This window comes from Actinocatenispora rupis (assembly GCF_016861975.1).
GTDB lineage: Bacteria > Actinomycetota > Actinomycetes > Mycobacteriales > Micromonosporaceae > Actinocatenispora > Actinocatenispora rupis.
The window spans coordinates 60820-81205 of the sequence record NZ_BOMB01000021.1 but is presented as its reverse complement, the minus strand read 5'-3'; the positions used below and the strand labels follow the sequence as shown (position 1 = coordinate 81205).

19 protein-coding genes are annotated in these 20386 nt (G+C 74.0%); 8 read left to right on the top strand and 11 right to left on the bottom strand.

Features of this window, described 5'->3' with window-relative positions; translation table 11 throughout:
- The first annotated feature begins 53 nt into the window (after positions 1–53).
- Complete coding sequence (locus Aru02nite_RS18325) at positions 54–1637, top strand: DUF7782 domain-containing protein (protein WP_239076771.1); 1584 nt, start codon at positions 54–56, stop codon at positions 1635–1637.
- A 4-nt stretch (positions 1638–1641) separates the two neighbouring features.
- Positions 1642–2067, top strand: coding sequence for a D-aminoacyl-tRNA deacylase (dtd, locus tag Aru02nite_RS18320; RefSeq protein WP_203659160.1), 426 nt, complete (start codon positions 1642–1644; stop codon positions 2065–2067).
- Here dtd and Aru02nite_RS18315 read toward each other — a convergent pair whose 3' ends face one another.
- From Aru02nite_RS18315 to Aru02nite_RS18305, 3 genes are all read right to left on the bottom strand, one after another.
- The gene (locus Aru02nite_RS18315) at positions 2068–2787 is read right to left on the bottom strand and encodes a DUF981 family protein (RefSeq protein ID WP_203659157.1); all 720 of its coding nucleotides are present in this window, start codon (positions 2785–2787) and stop codon (positions 2068–2070) included.
- A 75-nt stretch (positions 2788–2862) separates the two neighbouring features.
- Complete coding sequence (locus tag Aru02nite_RS18310; protein WP_203659154.1) at positions 2863–3783, bottom strand: M56 family metallopeptidase; 921 nt, start codon at positions 3781–3783, stop codon at positions 2863–2865.
- Positions 3784–3829: 46 nt separating this feature from the next.
- Positions 3830–4201, bottom strand: coding sequence for a BlaI/MecI/CopY family transcriptional regulator (locus tag Aru02nite_RS18305; RefSeq protein WP_203659151.1), 372 nt, complete (start codon positions 4199–4201; stop codon positions 3830–3832).
- 238 nt (positions 4202–4439) lie between these two features.
- Between Aru02nite_RS18305 and sigB the strand changes: the two genes are divergently transcribed.
- Positions 4440–5426, top strand: coding sequence for an RNA polymerase sigma factor SigB (gene sigB, locus Aru02nite_RS18300; protein WP_203659148.1), 987 nt, complete (start codon positions 4440–4442; stop codon positions 5424–5426).
- Positions 5427–5480: 54 nt separating this feature from the next.
- Here sigB and Aru02nite_RS18295 read toward each other — a convergent pair whose 3' ends face one another.
- Positions 5481–8183 (bottom strand): bifunctional acetate--CoA ligase family protein/GNAT family N-acetyltransferase, encoded by a 2703-nt coding sequence (locus Aru02nite_RS18295; protein ID WP_203659145.1) that lies wholly within the window; start codon positions 8181–8183, stop codon positions 5481–5483.
- A gap of 1 nt (position 8184) precedes the next feature.
- On the bottom strand, positions 8185–9387 hold the full coding sequence (locus Aru02nite_RS18290) for an acetoin utilization protein AcuC (protein WP_203659143.1): 1203 nt from the start codon (positions 9385–9387) through the stop codon (positions 8185–8187).
- A 142-nt stretch (positions 9388–9529) separates the two neighbouring features.
- Here Aru02nite_RS18290 and Aru02nite_RS18285 point away from each other — a divergent pair, with 142 nt between their 5' ends.
- Complete coding sequence (locus Aru02nite_RS18285; protein WP_203659140.1) at positions 9530–10936, top strand: GH1 family beta-glucosidase; 1407 nt, start codon at positions 9530–9532, stop codon at positions 10934–10936.
- A gap of 18 nt (positions 10937–10954) precedes the next feature.
- Here Aru02nite_RS18285 and Aru02nite_RS18280 read toward each other — a convergent pair whose 3' ends face one another.
- The 5 genes from Aru02nite_RS18280 to Aru02nite_RS18260 form a co-directional block, all read right to left on the bottom strand.
- Positions 10955–11725, bottom strand: coding sequence for an alpha/beta fold hydrolase (locus Aru02nite_RS18280; protein WP_203659137.1), 771 nt, complete (start codon positions 11723–11725; stop codon positions 10955–10957).
- A 69-nt stretch (positions 11726–11794) separates the two neighbouring features.
- Positions 11795–12583: an alpha/beta hydrolase gene (locus Aru02nite_RS18275; RefSeq protein WP_203659135.1), complete on the bottom strand. Its 789-nt coding sequence runs from the start codon at positions 12581–12583 to the stop codon at positions 11795–11797.
- Positions 12584–13242: 659 nt separating this feature from the next.
- Positions 13243–13557: an Rv1322 family protein gene (locus tag Aru02nite_RS18270; protein ID WP_203659133.1), complete on the bottom strand. Its 315-nt coding sequence runs from the start codon at positions 13555–13557 to the stop codon at positions 13243–13245.
- Between the two features lie 63 nt (positions 13558–13620).
- Positions 13621–13995 carry a hypothetical protein gene (locus Aru02nite_RS18265; RefSeq protein WP_203659130.1) on the bottom strand — a complete coding sequence of 125 codons (375 nt, stop codon included), beginning with the start codon at positions 13993–13995 and terminating at the stop codon, positions 13621–13623.
- A gap of 535 nt (positions 13996–14530) precedes the next feature.
- Entirely contained in the window at positions 14531–16108 is a 1578-nt protein-coding gene (locus Aru02nite_RS18260; protein WP_203659126.1) for a 3-hydroxyacyl-CoA dehydrogenase family protein, read from the bottom strand.
- Between the two features lie 87 nt (positions 16109–16195).
- Here Aru02nite_RS18260 and Aru02nite_RS18255 point away from each other — a divergent pair, with 87 nt between their 5' ends.
- From Aru02nite_RS18255 to Aru02nite_RS18245, 3 genes are all read left to right on the top strand, one after another.
- Positions 16196–16876 (top strand): SDR family NAD(P)-dependent oxidoreductase, encoded by a 681-nt coding sequence (locus Aru02nite_RS18255; protein WP_203659124.1) that lies wholly within the window; start codon positions 16196–16198, stop codon positions 16874–16876.
- Positions 16873–17358: a uridine kinase family protein gene (locus Aru02nite_RS18250; protein ID WP_203659120.1), complete on the top strand. Its 486-nt coding sequence runs from the start codon at positions 16873–16875 to the stop codon at positions 17356–17358. Before Aru02nite_RS18255 ends, Aru02nite_RS18250 begins: the two co-directional genes overlap by 4 nt.
- A gap of 73 nt (positions 17359–17431) precedes the next feature.
- Complete coding sequence (locus Aru02nite_RS18245) at positions 17432–18952, top strand: aldehyde dehydrogenase family protein (RefSeq protein ID WP_203659117.1); 1521 nt, start codon at positions 17432–17434, stop codon at positions 18950–18952.
- A 51-nt stretch (positions 18953–19003) separates the two neighbouring features.
- On the opposite strand, the gene nucS is transcribed toward Aru02nite_RS18245, so the two are convergent.
- Positions 19004–19663, bottom strand: a complete 660-nt coding sequence (nucS, locus tag Aru02nite_RS18240) for an endonuclease NucS (protein WP_203659115.1) — start codon at positions 19661–19663, stop codon at positions 19004–19006.
- A gap of 454 nt (positions 19664–20117) precedes the next feature.
- Here nucS and Aru02nite_RS18235 point away from each other — a divergent pair, with 454 nt between their 5' ends.
- Complete coding sequence (locus Aru02nite_RS18235; protein ID WP_373324901.1) at positions 20118–20381, top strand: hypothetical protein; 264 nt, start codon at positions 20118–20120, stop codon at positions 20379–20381.
- The last annotated feature ends 5 nt before the right edge of the window (positions 20382–20386 follow it).

The following is a 20386-nucleotide window of genomic DNA, read 5'->3' as shown; positions in this document are numbered from 1 at the left end:
CCCACCGGTACCCCGGGCCGGCCACGGGTGGGGGCACGCGCGACGATGGCACGGTGATCGAACCGCTGCTGGGCTCCGACGGGGTACGCCGGCTCCGTGACGCGCTCTTCGCCGCCGGGTACACGGGGCCGGAGCTGTCGGCGCGGATGGACGCGCGCACCGCCGCCGCCGTACGGGCCGGTGAGGCTCCGCTGGTGCGCCGTTGGCTGACCGGCGACGACCCGCAGGCGACGCTGGCCCGGCTGTTCCTGGCCGGTTCGACCGAGCCGGCCGCCGCGGTCGCCACCGCGTTCGGTCAGGTGGACGTGTCCGACGCGCTCGCCGCCGGCCTCCTCGTACCGGACGGCGACGGGCTGCGCGCCGGCGTCGAGATCCACCCGTACGGCGACGTGGACGCGTCGGAGCCGGGCGACACCTGGTGGACGGTCGCGGACCTGCCGGCGACGCTGCGCGGCCCGCTCCCCGCCGACCACGTACTCGGGGTCGGCGGGGCGTCCACCACGCTCGCGCTCGCCACCACCCGGGTACCGGTGGGCACGGCTCTGGACCTCGGTACCGGCTGCGGGGTGCAGGCGCTGCACCTGTCGCGGCACGCCGGCCGGGTCACCGCCACCGACCTCAGCACCCGCGCCCTGCGGTACGCGGCGACGACGGCGGCGCTGTCCGGCCAGGACTGGGAACTGCTCGCCGGCGACCTGGTCGGTCCGGTCGCGGGCCGGCGCTTCGACCTGGTGGTGAGCAACCCGCCGTTCATCGTGGGGCCGACGAGCCGGGACCACTTCACGTACCGGGACTCGGGGCGGGCGGGGGACGCGGTCTGCGCGGAGCTGGTCGCGGCGATGCCCGGCCTGCTGACCGACGGCGGGTACGCGCAGTTCCTCGCGAACTGGATCCACCCGGCGGACGGCGACTGGGTGGACCGGCTCGCCGGCTTCCTCGCCGGTACGGGGCTGGACGCGTGGATCGTGCAGCGCGAGGTGAGCACGCCGGCGGAGTACGTGCGGATGTGGCTGGCGGACAGTACGGCGGGCGCGGGCGGTGGCGACGCGGCGGCGGGCGACTGGCTGGACTGGTTCGACGCGGAGGGTGTCGCGGCGGTCGGCTTCGGCATCGTGACGCTGCGCGCCGGCGGGCACGCGGTCCCGACCGTACGGATCGAGGACCTGCGGCAGCCGACCGACCCGATCGGCGGCCTCGTACCGGAATGGTTCGCGCGGCAGGACTTCCTGCGCGCGCACCCGGGCCCGGCACTGCTGTCGACCCGGCTGCGGGCGGCGGATTCCCTTGCGCTGCATGCCGAGTCGGCCCTCGGCCCGGACGGCTGGGCGGTGCACACCCGGCGGTTCGCGCTGTCCGCGGGCGCCCGCTGGGTGGAGGAGACCGACGAGCTGGTCGCCGCCGTGGTGGCCGGCTGCTCCGGCGCCCTGCCGCTCGGCGACGTGCTCGGCCTGCTCGCCGCCGCCCACGGCCTCGACGACACCGCCGTGTACGACGCGGCCCTGCCGGTCGTCGCCGGCCTCGTCGAACGCGGCATCCTGGTCCCGGCCGACGCACTCCCCACCGCGGAGGCCACCGCGAAACCGGCCGACGCGCTCCGCGCCGCGGAGGTCGTTTCGACACCAGCCGAGAGGGGTTGATCGCGTGCGCGCGGTGGTACAGACCGTCAGCCGGGCCAGCGTCACCGTCGACGACGTGACCGTCGGCGAGATCACCGACGGGCTGCTCGTACTGCTCGGGGTCACGCACACGGACACGCCCGAGGTGGCGGCGCGGCTCGCGGCGAAGGCGTACCGGCTGCGGATCATGGACGGCGAACGGTCCGCCGCCGACCTCGCCGCACCCGTGCTCGTCGTCAGCCAGTTCACCTTGTACGCGGACACCCGCCGCGGTCGCCGCCCGTCGTGGAACCAGGCGGCCCCGGCCGAGGTCGCCGAACCGCTCGTCGAGTCGTACGTGACGGCGCTGCGGGAGCTGGGCGCGACCGTCGAGACCGGGAAGTTCCAGGCGCACATGCTGGTGCACTCCACCAACGTCGGCCCGTGCACGATCCTGCTGGAAGACGGCTGATCACATCGTGTTGACGATCAGCCCGATGTGGGTGAAGTAGTTCAGCGCGCCGAACACGAGGAACCCCAGTCCGGACAGCCCCCAGGCGAGTCCGGTCAGCCCCACCACCAGCCGGTTCCGCCACCGCAGCGCGAACGGGAACAGCACCGCGCCGCCACCGACCCCCACGTACAGGAGGGACATGAAGGTGGCCTCGACCAGTGGGTGCGACGCGAACTGACCGGAGATCGGCTCCTGTGGCGGCGCGGCGAACAGCGTGTACCGCCAGCCGGCGGCGGCGATGCCGAAGCACGCCAGCCCCATCCCGAACACGAACAGCGACACCGGACCGGACACCCGGCCGACCGTCCCGGCCACGTCGTCGTCGGCGATGCGTTCCTTGGCGAGTACGGCGCCGCGCTTCCACAGCCACAGCGCCGCCGCCAGCATCAGCACCCCGAACGCCAGCGCCGGCTCGCCGAAGATCACGTTGTCGAACGGGAACCCGCCGGCGGCGAGGGGCCAGGTCAGCGTCATGTGCAGGCCGGTCAGCGTCAGGACGAGACCCAGCACCCCGAACGCCAGCGCCCAGCCGTCCGGCGTCACCCGCCGCCCCCGCACCAGCAGGTACCCGAGGGACACGACCAGCAGGAGCCCGGCGCCCGCCGCCACCGCCATGATCGTGTTGTACGTGGGCATCTGCGCCCAGTTGATCTTCAGATCCGCCGCCAGTACCGGCATGTCGGCCCCCCGTCGTGCGGTCGAACGCGGGGGGCGTCGACTCAGACGGTATCCACGCCGTGGCCCGACATGTCGTCAAACGCCGGACAACAGCAGCGCCGCGGTCGGCAGGGCGAGCAGCGTGACGGCGACCGTGACCAGCGCGTACCGCAGGCGGGGCGAGCGCGGCGGCGGGTCCAGCAGCCGGTGTACCCGGGTCAGCACGCTGCCGGTGCCGGTCGCCGCCAGCGCACCCGCCGGTACGCCCGCGGTCCCGAACCGCGCCAGCGCGCAGGCCAGCACCGTACGGTCGGCGTGCAGGCAGGCGCGGTCGTCGGCGACCATCTCCACCAGCCCGTCCACCGCCGCCCGCGAGCGCCGTACGGTCGGCAGCCAGGGCAGCGCGGCCGACCACGCCGCGAACGGCAGTACGACCAGGTCGTGGCGCTCGGCCAGGTGCGCGCGCTCGTGCGCCAGGACGGCGGCCAGCTCCGCGTCGTCGAACAGCTCCAGCGCGCCGGAGGTCAGCACGACCCGCGGCGTCCCGCCGGGCAGGCAGTACGCCGCGGGCGCCGGGTGGTCGAGCACCAGCCCGTCGCGGTCCGCGGTCAGCGGCGTACCGATCAGGTCCACCATCCGCCGGTGCCGACCGCGGGCCCGCACCGTACGCCACGCGGACAGGGCGAGCACGCCCAGCAGCCGGGCCCCGAGTACGACGGCGACCATGAGCAGGACGGTGTGCAGCGGCCCGAGCCCGCCGGTCGGCTCCCCCGCGACGAACCGCTCCGCGAACCGTCGCAGCGCGCCGAACAGCGTGTCGGACAGCGGCGCCACGGCGACCGCGGCGACCGCGCCCAGCGCGGCCAGCCCGGCGGACAGGCCGATCGCCTGCCACAGCACCAGCGTGGCGCGCGGCTCGGCCACCGCCCAGCCGGCCCGGGGCAGCAGGTGCGACACCGGGCCCAGCAGTACGACGGCCAGCAGCGCCAGCGTCACCGCGGTCACCACCATCGTCATCCGCCCCCGGTACTCCGGTCGTCCGGCGCCCTGCCCGCCCGCATCCTCATCCGCCCCCGGTACGCCGTCTGACCGCCTCGGCCAGGGCACCCGCCAGCGCCGCCGCCTCACCCGGGCTGACCTGGCTGGCGAAGCTCGCCAGCGCCGCGCTGCGGTCCTCCGCGGTGTCCAGCGCCTCGCGCATCAGGGCCGCGGCGTGCTCCTCCCGGCTCGCGGTCGGCCGGTACCGGTGGGCCCGGCCGTCGCGGTCGCGCGCGACCAGGTCCTTGCGCTCCAACCGGGACAGCACGGTGAGCACCGTCGTGGCGGCCAGGTCACGATCGGGCAGCGCCGTGACGATGTCGCGCGCCGTTACCGACTCCGGCGCGGACCACAGCACCTCCATGACCGCCCGCTCCAGCTCACCGAGCCGAGCCATTCGCGTACCCCTTCCGTCGTACCACGGTACTCATTCTACGCACCGTAGAAAGATCCGCGGGCACCGGGCCGGAGTGGCCACTTCACACCGATCTCACATCGGCCTCACCAGGGTTTCACGCGCGTACCGCGACCCTTGAGGGCAGAACGAGGCATTCTTGGGGCCGCGTGTCGCACATCGAGCCTTGTGCCTGATATGGGCGGCTCGCGACCCCGTCGAATACGGGGAGGCGAAGACGGTGGCCCTACCGCTGGTCGACGAGACCGCGACGATCTGGGACAGCGCCGGGCGAGACACCGACACCGACCGCGGCACGTCCGCGGACCTGGTCCGGGCCTATCTGAACGGCATCGGACGCACCCGGCTGCTGACCGCCGCCGAGGAGGTAGAGCTGGCCAAGCAGATCGAGGCCGGCCTGTTCGCCGAGGAGAAGCTGCTCGACACCGCGATCACCGACCCCGCGCTGCGCGGCGACCTCGCCACCGTCGCCGAGGAGGGCCACGCCGCCAAGAAGCGGATCCTGTCCGCCAACCTGCGGCTCGTCGTCTCCATCGCCAAGCGGTACACGGGGCGGGGGATGCCGTTCCTCGACCTGATCCAGGAGGGCAACCTCGGGCTCATCCGCGCCGCGGAGAAGTTCGACTACACCAAGGGCTTCAAGTTCTCGACGTACGCGACGTGGTGGATCCGGCAGGCGATCACCCGGGCGATGGCCGACCAGGCGCGCACGATCCGCATCCCGGTGCACATGGTCGAGCAGGTCAACCGGATGGTCCGCACCCGCCGCGAGCTGACCGCGACCCTCGGCCGGGAGCCGAGCCACGAGGAGATCGCCGCCGAGCTGGGCGTCACGCCGTTCCAGGTCCTGGAGCTCGCGTCGTACGACCGGGAGCCGGTGAGCCTCGACCAGACCGTCGGCGACGACGGCGAGAGCACCCTCGCCGACTTCCTCTGCCGTACCGAGGACCGGCACGAGGGCGACGACACCGTCTCGTTCGGGCTGTTGCGGCACACCGTGGAGCGGGTGATGGACCGGCTCTCCGACCGCGAGCGCACCGTCATCCGCCTGCGGTACGGGCTGGACGACGGGCGGCAGCGCACCCTCGACGAGGTGGGCCTGGAGTTCGGGCTGTCGCGGGAGCGGATCCGGCAGATCGAGAAGCACACCCTGATCAAGCTGCGCGAGCCGGAGAACGCCGTGCTACTCCAGGAGTACGTGTCCTGACGTGAACCGACCGCGGCCCCGGCGTACGACGTCGGGGCCGTGTCGTGTCCAGGGTCAGCGCAGCCGGCGCGGGCCGGAGTCGAGCCGCGACCCGGGCTGCCCCCGGTGTACGGAGGCGTGCAGCACGGCGACGCCACGCGGGCCGGCGAGTACCGGGTTGAGCTGGACGGCGCGGATCTCGGGCTGTTCGTCGGCGAGCAGCCCGACCCGTACGAGCAGGTCGGCGAGGGCGGCGGTGTCGGCGGGCGCGGCGGCGACGGGTGCCGGGTCGCCGGCGCGGGGCGTCTCGCCGAGCAGCAGCGGCGCGGCGAGCGGCGCCCGGACGAGAGCCTCGGCGTCGGCGACGGACAGCGGCGCGGCCCGCCAGGCGTGGTCGCCGAAGAGTTCGGTGGCGACGCCGGCGAGGCCGAAGCCGACGACCGGGCCGAACGCCGGGTCCTCCACCAGGTCGACCACGCAGGCGACGCCGGGCGGGCGCATCGGCTGCACCACCACCGGCAGCGTCCCGCCGAACCGCCCCGCCATGTCCGCGTACGCGCGGCGGACGTCGTCGGCGTCGGCCAGGTCGAGTCGTACGCCGCCGAGGTCGAGGCGGTGCCGCAGCGGGCCCTCGGCGACCTTCATCGCGACCGGGTAGCCGAGAGACTCGGCGGCGTCGACGGCGGCGCGGGCGTCGACGGCGCGCACCGACGCCTCCACCCGGATCCCGTACGCGGCAAGGATCGGCGCGGCGTCCGCGTCGACCAGGGTGGCGTCCCCGGGTGCGGCCGCGACCAGCGTACGGGCCCGCTCACTGTCCACATCGGACAGTACGGGGACGCGGCCGGCGGGGCGCCGCCGCCACTCGGCGTACCGGGTGACGCGGGCCAGCGCGCGCACCGCCTCCTCGACCGAGTCGTACGACGGGACGGTGCCGGGGCCGGGCGCGCCGTCCGGGCCCGGGCGTACCAGGCGGGCGTTGGGCGGGTCGCCGGGGCTCGCGTCGCCGGCGACGAACGTGGCGACCACCGGCTTGCCGCCGCCGACGGTCTCGTCCACCAGCACCGCGGCGTACGCGGCGCTCGGCACCGCCAGCGGCGGTACGAACACCGCGACCAGCGCATCCACCGCGTCGTCGTGCACCGCCCGGCGCAGCGCCGCCGCGAACTGCCGGGACGTCGCCGACGGCCCCACGTCCACCGGATACCCGTCCGGTACGGACAGGTCGGCCGCGGACAGCGCCTCGACCGCGAGTACGCCGAGGGCGGTGGAGTTGCCGACCACGCCGACCCGGGTACCACCGGGCAGCGGCTGGTGCGCGAGCAGCGCGCCGACGTCGAACAGTTCGGGCACGGTGTCGACCCGGATCACGCCGGACCGGGCGAACAGCGCCTCGACCGCGCGCTCGTCCGGCGCCGGGCCGACGCCGGCCAGCGACGGCGGGCGGGCCCGGCCGGCGACCGCCACGACCGGCTTGCGGCGCGCCAACCGCCGCGCCAACCGGGCGAACTTGCGCGGGTTGCCGAACGTCTCCAGGTACAGCAGGACGAGGTCGGTGGCCGGGTCGTCCAGCCAGTACTGGAGGAGGTCGTTGCCGGAGACGTCGGCGCGGTTGCCGGCGGACACGAAGCTGGACAGGCCGAGCCGGCGGCGGTGCGCCTCGGCCAGCAGCGCCACCCCGAGCGCGCCGGACTGGCAGAAGAACCCCGCGCGGCCGGGATCGGGCAGCGTCGGCGCGAGCGTCGCGTTCAGCCGTACGGCGGGGGCGGTGTTGGCGATGCCGAGACAGTTCGGCCCCACCACCCGCATCCCGTACGCGCGGGCCGTGCCGGTCAGGGCACGCTGCCGGGCCAGCCCCTCCGCGCCCAGCTCGCCGAACCCCGCCGACACGATCACCAGCCCGTGTACGCCGGCGCGCGCGCTGTCCGCCACCACCTCCGACACCGCCTCGGCCGGTACGGCCACCAGCGCCAGGTCCACCGGCCCCGGCACGTCCGCCACCGACGGGTACGCGGTGAGGCCCCGGACCGTCTTCGCGGTCGGGTGGATCGGGTAGACGGCGCCGGGGAAACCGCCCTCCCGCAGGTTGCGCAGCAGGGTGTGGCCGATCGTGCCGGGGCGGGTGCTCGCGCCGACCACCGCCACCGACCGGGGCGCGAGCAGCCGCGCGATCGACGCGGCCTCGGTGCGCTGCTCCCGGTCCCGCGCCACCTCGACCGAGCGTTCGGTCGGCGCGATCTCGAACGTCAGATGCACCACCCCGTCCGCGTACGACCGGTCGACGGTGTACCCGGCGTCGGAGAAGACGCGCAGCATCGTGCCGTTCTCCGGGAGTACCTCGGCGACGAAGCGGGCGATGTGCTCCTCGCGGGCCGCCGCCGTCAGGTGCTCCAGCAGTACCGAACCGAGGCCGCGCCGCTGGTGCGCGTCCTCCACCACGAACGCGACCTCCGCCGAGTCCGGGTCGATGCGGTCGAAGCGGCCGACGGCGATCAGCTCGCCCGCCAGTTCGGCGACGAACGCCTCCCGGTCGTGGTGGTCGACCTCGGTGAAGCGGCGCAGGTCCCGCTCCGGGATCCGCGGGTACGGCGAGAAGTAGCGCAGGTAGCGGGTGCGCTCGGAGAAGCGCGAGTGCATCGCCACGATCCGCGGGGCGTCCGCGGGCCGGATCGGGCGCAGGTGCACGGTGCCGCCGTCGGACAGCACCACGTCCGCGGCCCGGTGCCCCGGGTACCCGGGCGCGGCACGCCGGTCGGCGGGATCCGAGGCCGCGCCCATGTCAGTCCCTCGGGTCGTACGGGTCGAGGCCGAGCAGCGGGAAGACGGCGCGGCGGGTCGCCAGGATCGCGCGGTCCACGGCGTCCGGTTCGCCGGTCGGCTCCCACGGGGTGTGGTCGAGTACCAGGCGCGCGCCGCCCGGGAAGTCCGTCATCCGCACCGGCGGGTACGACCCCGGCACGCGTGCCTGCGCCAGCGCCCGCCACTCCGCCGGCGTCGCCGTGTCCGGGTCGATCGGCTCGCCGGTGGCGACCGCCAGCAGGTGCGTCCACGCCCGCGGTACGACCTCGACCACCGCGTACCCACCGCCGCCGTACGCGACCCAGCGGCCGCCGCACACCGCGTCGGCCAGGCCCCGGACCGCCAGGTACGCGGTGCGCTGGCAGTCCACGGACAGCCGCAGGTCGGCCAGCGGGTCGGACCGGTGCGCGTCGGCGCCGCACTGCGTGACCAGCAGGTCCGGCTTGAACGCCCGTACCGCGCCCGGCACGACGGCGTGGAACGCGCGCAGCCACCCCGCGTCCCCCGTACCGGGCGGGAGCGGCACGTTGATCGCGGTGCCGGTGGCGTCCGGACCGCCCGTCTCGCCGGGGAACCCGGTGCCGGGGAACAGCGCGTACGGCGTCTCGTGCAGGCTGATCGTCAGGACCCGCGGGTCGTCGTAGAAGACGTGCTGGACGCCGTCGCCGTGATGTACGTCGAGGTCCACGTACGCGATGCGGTCGGCGCCGCGGTCCAGCAGCCGGCGGATCGCGATCGCCGGGTCGTTGTACACGCAGAAGCCGCTGGCCCGGTCGGGCATCGCGTGGTGCAGGCCGCCGGCCACGTTGACCGCGCGCAGGCTCGCGCCGGACCAGACCGCCTCCGCCGCCGCCACGCTGGCGCCGACGATCAGCGCGCTCGCCTCGTGCATGTGGCTGAAGACCGGGTCGTCGGTGGTGTTGAGCCCGAACCCGGTGAAGCCCGGATCGCTCGGCGCCACCTGCACCGCCGACAGGTACTCGGGGGTGTGCACGGTCAGCAGCGTCGCGTCGTCCGCGGAGCGCGGCTCCACGATGCGCACACCGGGACGGTCGAGTACGCCGAGGGCGCGGGCCAGCGCGATGGTCAGCTCGACCCGGACGGGGTTCATCGGGTGGTCGCCGAAGTCGTAGTCGAGCAGGGCGGGGCCCCACACCACCGTCGTACCGGCGGGCTCCGCCATGCCTACCGTCCTTCGCGTCGACTGCCCACATCGTGTCACGGCCGGCTCCGGGCCGGCGGATTCGGCGCGATGATGGAGTACGGGCGAGGGTCGCGGCTAGAGTGCGAAGGATTCTCGCGTTGCCTCGGGGAAGGTGCCACACATGACCGAGCGACTCCCGGACGGGTTCCCCGCCGACTTCCTGTGGGGCGTGTCGACCTCCGCGTACCAGATCGAGGGCGCGGTGGACGCGGACGGGCGCGGACCGTCCGTGTGGGACACGTTCTGCGCCGAACCGGGGCGGATCGACCGCGGCGACACCGGCGCCGTCGCCTGCGACCACTACCACCGGTACGCCGAGGACGTGGCGCTGATGGCCGACCTCGGCGTCGGCGCGTACCGGTTCTCCGTGGCGTGGCCGCGCGTACTGCCGACCGGGTCCGGGCCCGTCAACCCCGCCGGCCTCGACTTCTACGACCGGCTCGTCGACGACCTGCGCGCGCACGGCATCGCCCCCGTGCTCACCCTGTACCACTGGGACCTGCCGCAGCCCGTCGAGGACGCCGGCGGCTGGCTCAGCGCCGACACCGCGCACCGGTTCGCCGAGTACGCGGGGGTGCTGGGCGAACGGCTCGGCGACCGCGTCGCCCTGTGGATCACGCTGAACGAGCCCGCCATGGTCACCATGCTCGGGTACGGCGCCGGCGTGCACGCGCCCGGCAAGGCGCTGATGTTCGACTCCCTGCCGACCGCGCACCACCAGCTCGTCGGCCACGGCCTCGCGGTCCGCGCGCTGCGCGCCGCCGGCGTCACCGGCCGGATCGGCATCGCCAACAACCACACCCCCGTCGTACCGGCGTCCGCGACGGCCGGCGCCGCGACCGGGCCCGCCGACCTCGCCGCCGCCACCGCGTACGACACGCTGCACAACCGGCTGTTCGCCGACCCCGTGCTGCTCGGCCGGTACCCGGAACTGCCGGCGGGTTTCGACGCGCTCGCCGACCTCACCCACGACGCCGACGCGCTCGCCACCATCGCCGCACCGCTCGACTTCTACGGCGTGAACTACTACCAGCCCACGCGGATCTGCGCGCCGAGCCCGGTCGGTACCGAGGTGCCGCCGGAACTCGCCGGCGCGCTGTCGGCGATCCCGTTCGGGTTCGCGGCGTTCGACGACGACGTGCCGCGCACCGGGTTCGGCTGGCCGGTCGTACCGGGCGGGCTGGCCGACCTGCTCGACGACTTCGCCACCCGCTACGGCGACGCCCTCCCCCCGGTGTACGTCACCGAGAACGGCGCCAGCTTCCCCGACCCGGTCGCCGCCGACGGCACAGTCCACGACGACGACCGCATCGCGTACCTCGCCGGGCACCTCGACGCGGTGGCCGCCGCCCGGGCCCGCGGCGCCGACGTCCGCGGCTACTTCGTCTGGTCGCTGATCGACAACTTCGAATGGTCCGCCGGCTACCAGCAACGCTTCGGCCTCGTACACGTCGACTACCCGACGCAGCGCCGCACCCCGAAGTCCTCGTACGACTGGTTCCGCCGGGTCATCGCCGCCAACCGCTGACGGCGCCGACCCGGCCGGTCACAACCGGTCCAGCAACGTACGGACCGCGGTGTTGAACCGCTCCGGCGCCTCCAGCGCGGTCAGGTGCCCGGCCGCCGGGATACGCCGCAGGTGCGCGCCGGGGATCCCGTTCGCCAGCAGGATCGCGTCCTCCGGCGGCGTCACCGCGTCGTCCTCACCCACGATCACCAGCGTCGGCACGGCGATCCCCGGCAGCAGGTCCGTCGAGTCCGGACGGGCCGCCATCGCGCGCTGCGCCCACGCCACCGCCGCCGGCGGCTGACCGACCGCCAGCGCCGCGACCGTCTCGTACACCTCCGGGCGCTGCCAGCGGGTCGTCGCACCGATCAGGTTCGGCACCACCTCGCGGCGCAGGACTCCCGCGTCGCCGTCGGCCTCCACCTGCGCGGCGATCCGCAACCGGTTCTCCGCGGCCGCAGGCTGGTCCGCCGTCGCCTTCGTGTCCGCCAGTACCAGGCCACGCACCCGCTCCGGATGACGCCGCAGGAACTCGAACGCGACGTACCCACCCATCGACAGGCCGCCCAGCACCACGTCCGGCAGCTCCAGCAGGTCCAGCAGGTCACGGAGATCATCGGCCGCCGTACCGAGATCAGGCTCGTCGTCCGGCAGCTTGCTGGCCCCGAACCCGCGCTGGTCCGGCGTGATCACCCGGCACGTGTCGGCCAGACCGGTCCGCTGCGCCACCCACATCGCCGCGGTGAGCGGAAACGCGTGCAACAACACCAGCGGTACGCCCCGGCCGGCCTCCGTATATCCGATCTCCATCCGCCCATCCTGCCGGTACCGCCGGCCGCGCGCAGCACCGTCCGGTGTGACGCACTTCCCTTCCCGCGGTCAGCGACCCGGTACCGGTTTGTCGCCGAACGCCGCCACCGTACGGTCCGCGTACGCCGAGGCGTCGCCGAACTCCATCGGCCCGTCCCACGTCCGCGGCAGCGGGAACGCCGCCGGCGCCACCCGCCGTACGATCTCGTCCAGCACCAGCTCCGCGTGCCCCACCCACAGGTGCCGCGCCCCCGGCACGCCCACCACCTCGGCCTGCGGAACCGCCGCGAACCGCTCCCGCGCCTCCGCCGGCCGCAGGTAGTCGTCCAGCTCCGGGACGAGCGCCGTGACCGGCTTGCCCGACTCCGCCCAGGTCGCCAGGTCCGAAGCCCCCGCGTACCGCAGCGGCGGCGACAACAGGATCGCGCCGCGCACCGCCGGATCGCAGCCGTACATCAACGTCAGATCCGTGCCGAACGACCAGCCGAGCAGCCACACGTCCGGCAGATCCTGGAACTCCGCGTACTCGATCGCGGCCGCCACGTCGAACCGCTCCCCCCGCGCCTCGTCGAACCGGCCGCCCGACGTACCACGCAGGCTCGACGTACCACGGGAGTTGAAACGCAACACCGCCAGACCGGCCAGCGCCGGCAACCGCCACGCCGCCTTCCGGTACAGGTGGCTGTCCATCATGCCGCCGTGCGTCGGCAACGGATGCAGACACACCACCGTCGCCACCGGCGGCCGGTCCAACGGCGTCGCCAGCTCCCCGACCAGCGTCACCCCGTCCGCGGTGTGCAGCTCGATGTCCTCGCGACGGGCCGGCAGGATCGAATTCGCCCGGATGGCAGCACTCACGATCCCCCAGTCTGGCACGCCATCCTCTCCCCTCGACGCGACGGTGGCCCGCGACCGTGTGCGCCCTGCTCGGGTCGGGCTCGGTCCGGCGCCGGGCAGCGGCTCGACTCGACCGGAGTGCGGGGTGGAGCCGTGACGGTCGCTGCGGCGGGGCCGACGGCGGCCGGGGTGCGCGCGACCGGCGAGCGGCGCAGCCGCGGTGGTAAAGCGCCGCGTGGGCCGACGCCGGGCAGGGGTGTGCTCGACCGAAGCGCGGGTGAGCCCTTACTGGCGGGCGCTATGGCGGGGCCCGACGCCGGCCGGGGTCCGACCGACCGCGGATGAGCCACGGACGGGCGGGGCCCGACGCCGGCCGGGGTCCGACCGACCGCGGATGAGCCACGGACTCCGACTCTGGGCTGGGATGCGCTCGACCAGACCGCGGGCGAGCCACGGCGGGGCGGGCACTGTGGCCCGACTCCGACGCCGGGCTGGGGTGCGTTCGACCAGAGTGCTGGCCATGACGGCCGGGCACGCGCTGTGGCGGGGCCCGACGCCCGCTGCGGTCCGCTCGACCAGAGTGTGGGGCAACCGCGGTGGTCGAGCACTGTGGTGGCTGCGGCGCGGCGTGGTCGCGGGAGGTGCGAGGTGCGGCGGTTGGTCTGCGGCGGGGAGGGGCGTCAGCCGTAGCGGGGCGCGTTGCGGGAACGCTGGAGTACGGGGGCGCGTCGCAGCCGGGCCCGCCAGCAGCCGGTGTGCCAGTGCCGGCGGTCGTCCACGGCACCGTCCGGCCAGCACACGAGATGGCCCGTACCGGGGCGGATCTCCTGGTCGCAGCCCGGACAGCGGTACGTCTTGCCCGCGTCACCGGTCACCGGGCGTACCCGCCACACGCCGTCCGGCCAGGACTCCGACGTCTCCACACCGCGCCGTACGCCGGAGTCGGGCTCCTGGCGGGCGGTGGAAACGTGGCGACGGTTGCGGCGGGGACTCACGGCGTCAAGCGTATTTCACCGCGCCAGCGGGTACGCGCGCCGATCGTGCCGGCGGCGCGGCGGTCAGCGGCGGTAGCGGTTGTAAATGAGGTTGATCATCGCGATGCCGATCCAGACCATCGCCACCGCGACCAGGCCGGCACCCTTGAACTGCGTGGCGATGCCCGTCAACGGGATGCCCGCCCCGAGCGAGACGATCGCCAGTACGAAAGGGGTGTGATCGGTGTGGGGAAGCGGCATGTTCGGGAGCGGCGGCGGGGGCGGGACCTGCTGCAGCCGCGCGTCCACCCGCTTGTCGATGGCCTGCCCGGTGCGCTCCAGGAACGCCTCGATGACCGCGTCCTCCGCGTCCGGGCCGAGCGCCCGGCGAGCCGCCAACGACCCGGCGACCTCCTCGGCGGACGGGCCCGATCCGTCCGACGTACCGCCATCTGCCATGCGGATCAGCATAAGACGCGCGGACGGGTCACCGCGGGCGCGCGACCCCGGAGAGGACCCTGATTTCCGAGCCGATCGGTACGACCGATTTTTGTTCAATTGTTGAACTGTTGGACAGTTGAACAATTGGACAATCGATAGCGCAGTTGATCTTGCTTCAAGCGCGCGAGACGCACCCAACGCACCCGACGCGACAAGCCGCGGCCAAGCCGACCAGCCCGACCGGGCCGACCGGGCCAACGCCGAGAAACTCGACCGCGAAACCTGGCCTGGTGTCCAGCCCCGCCAAGCCCCGCTCGGTCCATCAAATCCACACAGGCCGCCCAGCCTGTCCCCGGCAGAACAGGCCACCCAACCTCGCTTAGCCCGAACAGCCTGTCCCCGCCGACCAGGCCGCCCAGCCCCGCTCAGTCCATCCAAGCCGAACAGACCGCCCAGCCCGTCCCGGCAGAACAGCCCGAACAGCCTGTGCCGGCCGGCCAGGCCGCCCAGCCCACCCGGCAAGGCGGCCAGTCCCGGCCAGGCCAACGACGGCTCAGCGCCGCAGCGCCACCCCCGCCGCCACCACCTGCGACAGCAGCGGTACCGGCGCAAGGCTGGCCTCGCCGCTTTCCGCCCACAGCGCCCGGGCGATCTCCAGTACGGTCGCACCCCCGAGCCGGTCGGCGAGCGCGATGGGCCCTTCCGGGTATCCGCAGCCGAGGGTCATGGCGTGGTCGATGCCGTCGGCGTCGGCGTACTTGGCGGCGAGGAGTCCGACGGCGTCGTTGAGGTACGGGACGAGTAGTGCGTCGACGACGAGTCCGGCGCGTTCGGCGACGACGATGGCGCGTCGGCCGAGTGCGCCGGCGAGGCCGCGGGCGGCGGTGACGGTGGCGTCGGCGGTGAGTACGGTGCGGGCGATCTCGACGAGGTCGCCGACGAGGTGGAGGCCGGCGACGGTGTCGGGGTGTCCGGTGGCGGTGGCGAGTGCGGTGACGGGGTCGGTGGAGGAGTCGACGGCGATGACGGTGCCGGCGCGTACGACGGCCCCGAGGGTCCGGTACGTCTCGGCCGGTGCGCCGTGCCCGACCAGTACGAGGTCCACTGTGGACAGTGCGGGGTCGTCGGCCGCGGTGGCCCGGTGCACCCGTACGCCGGCGGCGGACAGCGCGTCGGCCGCGGCCGGATCGTCCAGTACCGCAACGGATTCCGGCGCCGGGGCCGCCTCGGCCACCAGCGGCGCGGTCGTCGGGTACGGGTGGAAGCCGTGTCCGGTCTTGCGGCCGAGCCGGCCTGCGGCGGCGAGCTGGCGCAGGATCGGCGCGCAGGCGTGCCGGCGGCTGCCCCCGCCGTACGCGTGGATGACGTCGAGGATCTCGACGATCGTGTCGATGCCGATGAGGTCCATGAGGGTGAGCGGCCCCATGGGCAGGCCGGCGCCGAGCCGCATGGCCTCGTCGAGGTCGTCGCGGCCGACGTACCCGTCCTGGACGAGCCAGGCGGCCTGGTTGAGGTAGCCGAGGAGCAGGTAGTTCGCGACGAAGCCGGGCCGGTCGGCGGCGGTGACGGGGGTCTTGCGCAGCGTGCCGCACAGGTCGGTGACGGCGGCGGCGACGGCCGGATCGGTGCGTACGGTGCTGATGACCTCGACGAGCTTCATCACCGGCGCGGGGTTGAAGAAGTGCATGCCGACGACGCGTTCGGGCCGGCCGGTGTGGTGCGCGATCTCGGTCACCGACAGCGAGCTGGTGTTGGTGGCGAGGATCGCGTGCGGCGGGCAGACCCGGTCGAGTTCGGTGAACACGGCCCGCTTGACCGCCATCCGCTCGGGCGCCGCCTCGACCACCAGGTCGACCCCACCCATCCCCTCGTACGAGGTGGTGAAGGTGACGCGGTCGTGGATCTCCGCGGCCTGTTCCGCGGTGAGCCGGCCCTTGGCGACGGCCCGGTCGGTGGACTTCACCAGCGTGGCGCGGCCCCGGTCCAGCGCCGCCTGGTCGATCTCCAGCGCGGTCACCGGCAGCCCGTTGCGGGCGAACACCTCCACGATCCCGGCGCCCATCGTGCCGAGCCCGACCACCCCGACCGCACCGATCCCGTCCGCCACCGTCGACCTCCCTGTACGCGACATCCGCCGGCGATCCTCCCACCCGTACCCGAACGCTCGTTCACCGCCCGTAGCATCGGCTCGTCGGGTACGGGACCGGGAGGGGTACGGATGGTCGCCACGGTACTGACCGGGGTGTCGCGCGGGCTGGGCCGGGAGCTGTTCGCGGCGCTGGCCGCGCGCGGGGACACGCTGCTCGCCGTGGGTCGCGGGTTCACCGACGAGCAGCGGCGGGCCGCGCGCGCCGAGCCGGACCGGATCCGCCTGGCCACCGCCGACCTGTCCGTACCGGAGGTGCCGGACGTCGCCACGTTCGTGGCCGCGACGGACGGGCCGCTCGCGCTGGTGCACAACGCCGGGTCGGTCGAGCCGGTCGGTGCGGTCGGCACGCTCGACGCGGCCCGGGTCACCGCGACCGTGCACGTCAACCTGCTCGCCCCGATGCTGCTCACGAACGCGCTGCTGGCCGCGGCCACCGACCGTCCGGTACGTGTCGTGTTCGTGTCGTCGGGTGCGGCGCGCCGCGTCATCGGCGGCTGGGCCACGTACTGCGCGACCAAGGCGGGCGGCGAGATGTTCTTCGACGCCGTCGCCGGGCAGTACGCGGAGGATCCGCGGGTGAGCGTCGCGAACGTGAACCCGGGCGTGATGGACACCGACATGCAGGCGCTGCTGCGCGGCAGTACCGACGTGTACTTCCCGGACCGGGAGCGCTACGCCGGGCTGGCCGCCCGCGGCGAGCTGCCCTCCCCCGCCGAGGTCGCCGCCCGGATCGTCGCCGAGCACCTGTGATCGTCGGTCTCGCCGGGGGTGCGGGCGCGGGCAAGTCGACGCTCGCCACCGCCCTCGCCGACCATCTCCGCGCCGCCGTCGTACGCCTGGACGACCACTACCGCAGCACCGACCGGGAGCTGGACCGGAACCGGCCGGACGCGTTCGACGTACCGGGTGCGCTGGCCGCGGTCCGCGCCGCCGGCCCGACCGTCGTCCTGGAGGGCCACTTCGTACTGGCCCTGCCCGCGGTGCGCGCGGTGTGCACGCACCGGCTCTGGCTGGAGACCCCGCCCGACGTACGGCTGGCGCGCAAGCTGCTGCGCCAGTCCCGTACGACCGAGCCGCCGTCGCTGGCCGACGCCGCCACCCGCTACCTGACCCGGGTACGCCCCGGCTACGAGCTGCACGTCGCCCCGTCCCGGGCGTACGCGGAGGTGGTGGTGGACGGGCTGGGTCCGCTCGCCGACCAGCTCGCCGCCGCCCTCGCCGCGCTGCGCTGAATCACCGGGTCGGTGCCGGGCCGTCCGGTTCTCGTGGTTACCGCCGGGTACGGAATCGGCCTAGACTCGCGGCATGACGACCGAGACGCACGCGACGGCCGGATCGCAGGCACCGGGCATGCCGGTGGTCGTGGACGGCCGGCTCCGGTCCACCAACCCGGGAACCGGCGCCCTCGTCGGGGAGTACCCGGTGGCCGGGCCGGGCGAGGTACGCGCGGCGGTGACGCGGGCGCGGGGCGCGGCCGACTGGTGGGGCGGCCTCGGCTTCGCCGGCCGGGCCGAACGCCTGCGCCGCTGGGCCGCCGCGCTCGCCCGCCGAATGCCCGAACTGGCCCGGGTCGTGCACGCGGACGGCGGGAAGCCGGTCAGCGACGCGCTGCTGGAGGTCACCGCCGCCGTCGAGCACGTGGCCTGGTCGGCCCGCAACGCCCGCCGCGTACTCGGCCCGCGCCGGGTCGGCGGCAGCCTGCTGATGCCCGACATGGGCGCGGTCGTGGAGTACCAGCCGTTCGGGGTGGTGGGGGTGATCGGCCCGTGGAACTACCCGGTCTTCACCCCCCTCGGTTCCATCGCGTACGCGCTGGCCGCGGGCAACGCGGTCGTCTTCAAGCCCAGCGAGTACACGCCGGCGGTCGGGCAGTGGCTGGTCGACTCGTTCGCCGAGGTGGTGTCGGACGCGCCGGTGTTCCAGGTGGTGCACGGGCTCGGTGACACCGGCGCGGCGCTGTGCGGTTCGGGCGTGGACAAGGTGGCGTTCACCGGCTCGACGCGTACCGGGAAGCGGGTCATGGCGGCGTGCGCCGAGACGCTGACCCCGGTGCTCGTGGAGTGCGGTGGCAAGGACGCGATGATCGTCGACGCGGACGCCGACCTCGACGACGCGGCCGACGCGGCCTGCTGGGCCGGCATGAGCAACGCCGGACAGACCTGCGTCGGCATCGAGCGGGTGTACGTGCTGGACGCGGTCGCCGACGAGTTCGTGGCGAAGCTCAAGGCGAATGCGGAGGCCCTGACGGTCGGCGACGAGGACGCCGATCTCGGCCCGATCACCATGCCCGGCCAGGTCGACATCATCCGCCGGCACATCACCGACGCGGTCGAGCGCGGCGGCACCGTCGTACTCGGCGGCCCCGACGCGGTGCAGCCGCCGTACGTGCACCCGACGATCCTGCTCGACGTACCCGAGGACGCCGCCGCCGTACGCGAGGAGACGTTCGGGCCGACGCTGACCGTCACCCGGGTACCGAGCCTGGACGAGGCGGTCCGCCGCGCCAACGCCACCCCGTACGGGCTGGGTTCGTCGGTGTTCTCGCGGCGCCGGGCGATGGCCACCGCGCGGCGGCTGCGGTCCGGCATGACCTCGGTCAACTCGGCGATGGCGTTCGTGGCGCTGCCGTCGCTGCCGTTCGGCGGCGTCGGCGACTCCGGCTTTGGGCGCATCCACGGCGCCGACGGGCTGCGCGAGTTCACCCGGCCGAAGGCGATCGCCCGCCGCCGCTTCCGTACGCCGCTGCCGGTGCTGTCGTTCCGCCGCGGCCGGCGTACCGACGAGTTCGTGCAGCGGCTCGTACGTTTCCTGCACGGCCGCGGCTGACGGTCGCCGCACCACAGGCTCCCGGACCTCCGTCCACTGTGGACGGATCGGTCAGAACAGGGTCAGCTCGTCCGATCCCATACCGCGCAGCTTGTGGTAGTCCACGGTGACGCAACGGATGCCGCGGTCGCCGGCGAGTACCTTGGCCTGCGGCTTGATCTCCTGCGCGGCGAAGATGCCGGCGACGGGCGCGAGCAGCGGGTCGCGGTTCAGCAGTTCCAGATAGCGGGTGAGCTGCTCGACGCCGTCGATCTCGCCGCGCCGCTTCACCTCGACCGCCACGGTGCCGCCGTCGGCGTCCCGGCACAGCAGGTCCACCGGCCCGATCGCCGTCGGGTACTCCCGCCGCACCAGCGTGTACCCGTCGCCGAAGGTGTCGGGGTGCTCGGCCAGCAGCTCCTGCAGGTGCGCCTCCACCCCGTCCTTCTGCAGCCCGGGATCCTTGCCCAGCTCGTGCTCCGAGTCGTGCAGCACCTGCTCGATCGTGATGCGCAGCTCCTCGCCCGCCTTGTTCACCACCCGCCACACGCCCGGCTCCTCCTGGACGCGGCACGGCGGGCTCATCCAGTTCAGCGGCTTGTACGCCCGGTCGTCGGCATGTACGGACACGGAACCGTCCGCCTTCACCATGATCAACCGGGGGGCCATGGGCAGGTGGGCGGTCAACCGCCCGATGTAGTCGACCTGGCAGACAGCGATCAGCAGACGCACCGCCCCACCCTACGCGGCGCCGGTCGCCCGCCCCGGTGCCGCACCCGCCCGGTCGTACCTGACCGGATCGTGGAACGCGGGCGGCGGAACGGCGCGTCGGCGTACGTCCCGGCGGTGTCTCGTGACCAGCGCGTCCGTCGGCGCCATCACGCTCCGGCCACCCCTCGACACCGGGTGTTGAATCTCGCACCTTCCGACAGGCGGCGCTCCGGACCATACTTGGGGAGGAACGAGACAGCGCACGCCGGTCCGGCAAGAATGTGGATCAACGACGACCTGGCAACAACTGACAGTGGCGATGAAGACGCGACACGTGAGGGAAAGACTGGTCGCCATTTGTCGTTCTTGACATGATTGATGCGCCCGCGCGTGCAGGCCGCCGCGGCAGTCCTGCTCCTGTCCGGACGTCGGCTCGAAGCACCTGCCTGTGCCAGCGCTCGTGAGGAGGGTGTACGTGACGATCAACGTCTCGGAGGTCAAGGCCGCCATCCACGCCGCCGTGACCGAGGTGCAGGACAGCCAGCAGGCCGTCCAGCTCGCCACGGAGAAGCTCGACGCCGCCCAGCAGAACCTCGCGCTCGCCGTCGAGGGATCCGGCGCCGAGGCGGTCGAGACCGCGCAGGCCGCGCTGGTCCAGGCCCGCGACGACCTCGACAACTGCCTGGCCACCACGGTCGGCGCGGTCGAACAGGCGCAGACGTACCTGGCCAGCCTGTAGCGCCG

Excerpts from the sequence above, each read along its gene's own strand:
- Aru02nite_RS18260 (WP_203659126.1), bottom strand. The coding sequence starts at position 16,108 with ATGTCGCGTACAGGGAGGTCGACGGTGGCGGACGGGATCGGTGCGGTC.
- Aru02nite_RS18315 (WP_203659157.1), bottom strand. The coding sequence starts at position 2,787 with ATGCCGGTACTGGCGGCGGATCTGAAGATCAACTGGGCGCAGATGCCC.
- Aru02nite_RS18280 (WP_203659137.1), bottom strand. The coding sequence starts at position 11,725 with ATGGAGATCGGATATACGGAGGCCGGCCGGGGCGTACCGCTGGTGTTG.
- Aru02nite_RS18310 (WP_203659154.1), bottom strand. The coding sequence starts at position 3,783 with ATGACGATGGTGGTGACCGCGGTGACGCTGGCGCTGCTGGCCGTCGTA.
- Aru02nite_RS18295 (WP_203659145.1), bottom strand. The coding sequence starts at position 8,183 with ATGGGCGCGGCCTCGGATCCCGCCGACCGGCGTGCCGCGCCCGGGTAC.
- Aru02nite_RS18290 (WP_203659143.1), bottom strand. The coding sequence starts at position 9,387 with ATGGCGGAGCCCGCCGGTACGACGGTGGTGTGGGGCCCCGCCCTGCTC.
- Aru02nite_RS18305 (WP_203659151.1), bottom strand. The coding sequence starts at position 4,201 with ATGGCTCGGCTCGGTGAGCTGGAGCGGGCGGTCATGGAGGTGCTGTGG.
- Aru02nite_RS18255 (WP_203659124.1), top strand. The coding sequence starts at position 16,196 with ATGGTCGCCACGGTACTGACCGGGGTGTCGCGCGGGCTGGGCCGGGAG.
- Aru02nite_RS18245 (WP_203659117.1), top strand. The coding sequence starts at position 17,432 with ATGACGACCGAGACGCACGCGACGGCCGGATCGCAGGCACCGGGCATG.
- Aru02nite_RS18285 (WP_203659140.1), top strand. The coding sequence starts at position 9,530 with ATGACCGAGCGACTCCCGGACGGGTTCCCCGCCGACTTCCTGTGGGGC.
- Aru02nite_RS18265 (WP_203659130.1), bottom strand. The coding sequence starts at position 13,995 with ATGGCAGATGGCGGTACGTCGGACGGATCGGGCCCGTCCGCCGAGGAG.